The 5,036-nt window shown below is 45.9% G+C and carries 7 protein-coding genes; 6 read left to right on the forward strand and 1 reads right to left on the reverse strand.

Annotated features, from left to right (window positions below):
- Window positions 1-28: 28 nt before the first annotated feature.
- Window positions 29-385 (reverse strand): DUF2069 domain-containing protein, encoded by a 357-nt coding sequence (locus ACTHS3_RS10125; protein WP_049336736.1) that lies wholly within the window; start codon window positions 383-385, stop codon window positions 29-31.
- 217 nt (window positions 386-602) lie between these two features.
- Between ACTHS3_RS10125 and hisC the strand changes: the two genes are divergently transcribed.
- The 6 genes from hisC to ACTHS3_RS10155 all read left to right on the forward strand — a co-directional run.
- Window positions 603-1,688: a histidinol-phosphate transaminase gene (gene hisC / locus ACTHS3_RS10130; RefSeq protein ID WP_049336735.1), complete on the forward strand. Its 1,086-nt coding sequence runs from the start codon at window positions 603-605 to the stop codon at window positions 1,686-1,688.
- 19 nt (window positions 1,689-1,707) lie between these two features.
- Window positions 1,708-2,664: an imidazoleglycerol-phosphate dehydratase HisB gene (gene hisB / locus ACTHS3_RS10135; RefSeq protein WP_070587450.1), complete on the forward strand. Its 957-nt coding sequence runs from the start codon at window positions 1,708-1,710 to the stop codon at window positions 2,662-2,664.
- 169 nt (window positions 2,665-2,833) lie between these two features.
- Complete coding sequence (gene hisH, locus ACTHS3_RS10140) at window positions 2,834-3,478, forward strand: imidazole glycerol phosphate synthase subunit HisH (RefSeq protein ID WP_049336732.1); 645 nt, start codon at window positions 2,834-2,836, stop codon at window positions 3,476-3,478.
- 72 nt (window positions 3,479-3,550) lie between these two features.
- Complete coding sequence (gene hisA, locus ACTHS3_RS10145; RefSeq protein WP_049336731.1) at window positions 3,551-4,288, forward strand: 1-(5-phosphoribosyl)-5-[(5-phosphoribosylamino)methylideneamino]imidazole-4-carboxamide isomerase; 738 nt, start codon at window positions 3,551-3,553, stop codon at window positions 4,286-4,288.
- Window positions 4,289-4,466: 178 nt separating this feature from the next.
- Window positions 4,467-4,784: a hypothetical protein gene (locus ACTHS3_RS10150; protein WP_004519651.1), complete on the forward strand. Its 318-nt coding sequence runs from the start codon at window positions 4,467-4,469 to the stop codon at window positions 4,782-4,784.
- 40 nt (window positions 4,785-4,824) lie between these two features.
- A partial coding sequence (locus tag ACTHS3_RS10155) for a HisA/HisF-related TIM barrel protein (protein WP_440367893.1) occupies window positions 4,825-5,036 on the forward strand: 212 nt, incomplete at its 3' end.

Genomic DNA, 5,036 nt, shown 5'->3' on the forward strand with positions numbered 1-5,036 from the left:
GTCAGGCCGTCTGAAAGTGTGTGGTAGGTCATTTTGATGTGTGTTTTTGTTGTTTGATAAATGCAAGGCAGCCGAGGAAAAAGGCAATGCACAATAATACGGAAACGGCGGCGCAAATCCGGCTGGCGACGGCTGTGTCAGCCAGGCGCATACAGGCTTCGGCAAAGTAAATCAGAATTAGCATGGAGCTGTATTGGTAAGTGTAGATGCGTTTTTTCAAAATACCGGTCAACGGCAAGCACAAAGGCAGGGCTTTCAGTGCCAACCATGAGCCGCCTTCGCGCAATGGAGCGATCCACAATTCCCACGACAAGGAAAGCAGAATCAGCAGGATAAGGCTTATGGACGTTGCAAGATAAGGTAATGGGGAGCGTGTATTATTCACAAGATTGAGGGCGTAAGCCGTACTGGAAAACTTAAAATTATACCGCTAAAAAGGCGGGGTAAGCCAAGAATATTGCTTAAAGATGCTCAAGAAAGGATTTATTGTTTTTTCTTCAAATTAATGAAACTTTATCTTGTTTTATAGTCTTATTAATATATATATCTAATAAAGATTGTGCTACTATTATAAATACTTTATCTCAGGAGGATAGAAAACCATGAATCGCGTTGCTGAAGTTATCCGTGATGATATTAAAGTAATGACAGCCTATCAGGTTGCTGATTTGCCGGAAGGTTTTATTAAGTTGGACGCTATGGAGTGTCCGCATCATCCTTTCGCCGGATATGAATCTTTGTTGTCAGAATGGGCGGACTTGGCAAAGCAGGCACCGATTCATTTGTATCCCCATACTGCCAAGAGCGGGATTTATGAAGAATTGAGGGAAATTTTCGGTATTCCCGATAAAGCGGAAATCGCATTGGGCAACGGCTCAGACGAGCTTATCCAGTTTTTGACTATGCTGGTTGCCAAACCAAATGCGCGTGTATTGGGTATTGAGCCAAGTTTCGTTATGTATCGTCATAATGCCGCGCTTTATGGTATGGAATATGTCGGTATTCCCTTAAATCCGGATTTTTCTTTAAATCTTCCTGCCGTTTTGTCTGCGATTGAGCAACATCAGCCGTCATTAATTTTTATTGCCTATCCCAATAATCCTACCGGCGTGTGCTTTAAACGAGAAGAAGTAGAGGCGGTCATTCGTGCGGCAACCGGCATTGTGGTTGTCGATGAGGCATATGGCGCGTTTCATCATGACAGTTTCCTTCCGTGGGCGGGCGAAGTCGAAAACCTGGTCGTAATGCGCACCATCAGTAAAATCGGCTTTGCAGGCTTGCGGATGGGATATGCGGCGGCAAGTCCAAGCATTATGGGTGAACTGGCCAAAATCCTTCCGCCTTACAATATGAATCAATTAAGCTTGGCGGCGGCAAAATTCTCATTGAAACATCATCAAATCATTCAGCAAAACATTGATATATTAAAAAACGAGCGTTCGCGCGTGATGAATGAATTGTTGAAATTAAACCGTTTGGAAGTTTTTCCGAGCGAAGCCAACTTTATTACCGTTCGCGTTCCTGATGCGGACGGGCTGTTTGAAACATTGAAGCAATACCGCATACTGATTAAAAAACTGCATGGCAGCCATCCGCTTTTGGATCAGTGTGTCCGCATAACCATAGGCTCGGCAGCGCAAAATGATGCTGTCTTGGCCGTTATTAGAAACCTTTACCCCAATCTTTGATTCCAAGGAAACTACCATTATGAACAAAGCTCAACTGCATTTGACCAATTTTCTGTTACTGGTTGAAGAAGCCGGTTCATTGACCAAGCTTGCACGCGCGTGCGGTTATGAAAACTCCGCCTCTTTGTCTCAGCTCAAACGCCGTTTGGAACAACAAGCAGGCGATGAGTCTGCACGCGGCATTCGTCCGAGCCTGGCTGCGAAGTTGGAATCCGGCATGCACAAACGCAAAGGCTGGCTGAACCGTGATCACAGCAAAGACCAAGAAAAAGCAGCAGCGGTTGAAGTGGCGCGTTTGGAAAAACAAACTGTCGAAGCAGTCGAAGCTGGTGTTTCAACCGAAGACCGTTTTGTTACCGTTACCCGCAATACCTGCGAAACCCAAATCACCGTCAGCCTCAACCTTGACGGTACCGGTAAATACCGCTTGGATACCGGCGTTCCTTTCCTTGAACACATGCTTGCCCAAGTGGCGCGCCATGGTTTGATTGACTTGGATATTACCTGTAAAGGCGATTTGCACATTGACGACCATCACACGGTTGAAGACATCGGTATCGTGGTGGGTCAGGCCTTGAAACAGGCGCTTGGCAATAAAGCCGGCATTACCCGTTACGGTCATGCCTATGTTCCGCTGGATGAAGCGTTGAGCCGCGTGGTCATCGATCTTTCCGGCCGTCCTGGTTTGGTGTATAACATCGACTTTACCCGCGCCCTGATTGGCCGTTTTGATGTTGATTTGTTTGAAGAATTTTTCCACGGCCTTGTGAATCACAGTATGATGACCTTGCACATCGATAATTTGAGCGGCCGTAATGCACATCATCAAGCCGAGACCGTTTTTAAAGCCTTCGGCCGCGCCTTGCGCATGGCGGTCGAATACGATCCGCGCATGATGGGTCAAACACCTTCTACCAAAGGCACGCTGAGTGAAGAATCTGTTCAAGAAGAAGCGGAAGCCGCGTCTGAAGAATAAGGCATCGTGTGAATGAATAAAGGCCGTCTGAAACCGATTGGGATTTCAGACGGCCTTTTATTATTTGTCTTGTATAGTGGCAATATTTTGTTTTAAACCATCTTTTGCTACAATCATTCTTATTATTATATTAATCATTAAATGTTTTCAGACGGCCTGAGGAGAAACAATGAAAGTAGCGATTGTCGATTATGGAATGGGAAACCTGCACTCAGTATTGAAATCTGTTCAGGCGGCGCAGGCCTTGTCCAATCAAAATGCTGAAATTTATCTGACTTCGCGGCCTGAAGAGGTGATGGCGGCGGATAAGGTTATCTTTCCGGGGCAGGGCGCCATGCCGGATTGTATGTCGGCGCTGAAGGCAAGCGGTTTGGGCGAGGCGGTTTCAGACGGCCTGAAAAACAAGCCGTTTTTTGGAATTTGCGTAGGTGCGCAATTATTGTTCGAACACAGCGAAGAAGGCGATACAGATGGTTTGGGTTGGTTTGAAGGACAAGTAAAACGGTTTTTGCCCAATCAAACCGATGCACAGGGAGGCCGTCTGAAAGTGCCGCATATGGGTTGGAATACAGTGCGCCAAACCCGTCCGCATCCTTTATTTCAAGACATTGGGCAGAACGAGTATTTCTATTTTGTCCATAGCTATTATTTTGCACCGAAAAATGAAGAGATTATTTTAGGTGTCAGTGAATATCCGAATGAATTTGCCTGCATTGTCGGTAAGGACAATGTATTTGCCACACAATTCCACACGGAAAAAAGCCATCAGGCAGGATTGCTGCTGCTGCGTAATTTTTTAAATTGGCAGATTTGAGGCTTTAACATAAATCTGCTAAAAATCGCTAATTTGTGTAAAATATACTGAAATTGAATAGAGGAGAAGAAAATGCTGTTGGTACCTGCCATTGATTTGAAAGAAGGACGCTGTGTTCGCTTAAAACAAGGTTTGATGGAGCAGGCGACGGTGTTTTCCGACTCGCCGGCAGAGATGGCGTTGCATTGGCGCAATCAAGGCGCACGCCGTTTGCATTTGGTTGATTTGAACGGCGCATTCGCAGGCGTTCCTCAAAATTTTCCGGCGATTAAAGAAATTTTGGCCGCCGTGGTTAAAGATATTCCGGTACAGCTTGGCGGCGGTATCCGTGATTTGGGCACCATCGAAAAGTATTTGGATTTGGGTCTGACCGATGTGATTATCGGTACGGCCGCGGTAAAAAATCCTGAATTTGTGCGCGAAGCATGTAAGGCCTTTCCGGGTCAGATTATCGTCGGCTTGGATGCCAAAGACGGTATGGTGGCGATAGACGGTTGGGCAACGGTAACGGAACACCATGTCGTCGATTTGGCCAAGCGTTTTGAAGACGATGGCGTCAACAGCATTATTTATACCGATATCGGTCGCGACGGTATGATGAGCGGCGTGAATATCGAAGCCACCGTCAAATTGGCTCAATCAGTGAATATCCCGATTATCGCTTCCGGCGGCTTGACGAATTTGGACGATATCCACGCATTGTGTGCCGTCGAAAAAGAGGGTGTGAGCGGTGCGATTACCGGCCGCGCAATTTATGAGGGAAGTATTGATTTCGCACAGGCACAAAAAATGGCCGATTCTTTGGCTTGACCTAAGTGCGTTTAATTATGCAGATTGGGGCTTTGCAAGGTGTAACAGCGCAGGAGTTGGCGTATAGCTGAAAATGCCTTCAAAAGCGGCATTTTGCAAAGTCCTTAGACTTAAAATCTGTCTGAAATAATTATAAAAAAACAACTCACTCAATATCTTATTTTATTAAGGGATTGGTATGCTTGAAGCGTTTGTTTTGGGTTTTTGGATTATCTGGTCATCCGACCGCGAAGTGTATCCGCTAAGCGAAAGTTTGTGGTTTACACTGATTGCAGTGATATTGCGGCAGCTGACGGCGTTTGATTTGCCGATTATCGATACCTATTGGATGATTTTCAACGGGATAATCTGGGCATTTGCCGGTTTAATTTTTTCCATTGTCGGCCGCATTGACAGCAATTTCATTATTTCCTGTGTTTTGGCGATGATAGCCGGCATTGGTTATTTTCAGCTGTTGCAACATTTGCCGGATTGGTTGAGCAAATTTTTGGCCTGACGGTTTCAGACGGCCTGATAACGGATAATAGGTATTGAGTATGGCATTGGCAAAACGAATTATTCCTTGTCTGGATGTAAAAGACGGTCGCGTGGTAAAAGGTGTCAACTTTTTGGGTCTGCGCGATGCAGGCAATCCGGTTGACGTTGCCAAACGCTACAACGATGAAGGCGCGGATGAGTTGACCTTTTTGGACATCACTGCCTCCAGCGACAATCGCGACACTATTTTGCACGTTATTGAGGCAGTCGC

The organism is Neisseria sp. P0009.S007 (genome assembly GCF_051962515.1).

What these genes read in the sequence shown, in the direction of transcription:
- hisC (WP_049336735.1), top strand. Translation starts at nt 603, where the DNA reads ATGAATCGCGTTGCTGAAGTTATCCGTGATGATATTAAAGTAATGACA.
- hisB (WP_070587450.1), top strand. Translation starts at nt 1,708, where the DNA reads ATGAACAAAGCTCAACTGCATTTGACCAATTTTCTGTTACTGGTTGAA.
- hisH (WP_049336732.1), top strand. Translation starts at nt 2,834, where the DNA reads ATGAAAGTAGCGATTGTCGATTATGGAATGGGAAACCTGCACTCAGTA.
- hisA (WP_049336731.1), top strand. Translation starts at nt 3,551, where the DNA reads ATGCTGTTGGTACCTGCCATTGATTTGAAAGAAGGACGCTGTGTTCGC.
- ACTHS3_RS10150 (WP_004519651.1), top strand. Translation starts at nt 4,467, where the DNA reads ATGCTTGAAGCGTTTGTTTTGGGTTTTTGGATTATCTGGTCATCCGAC.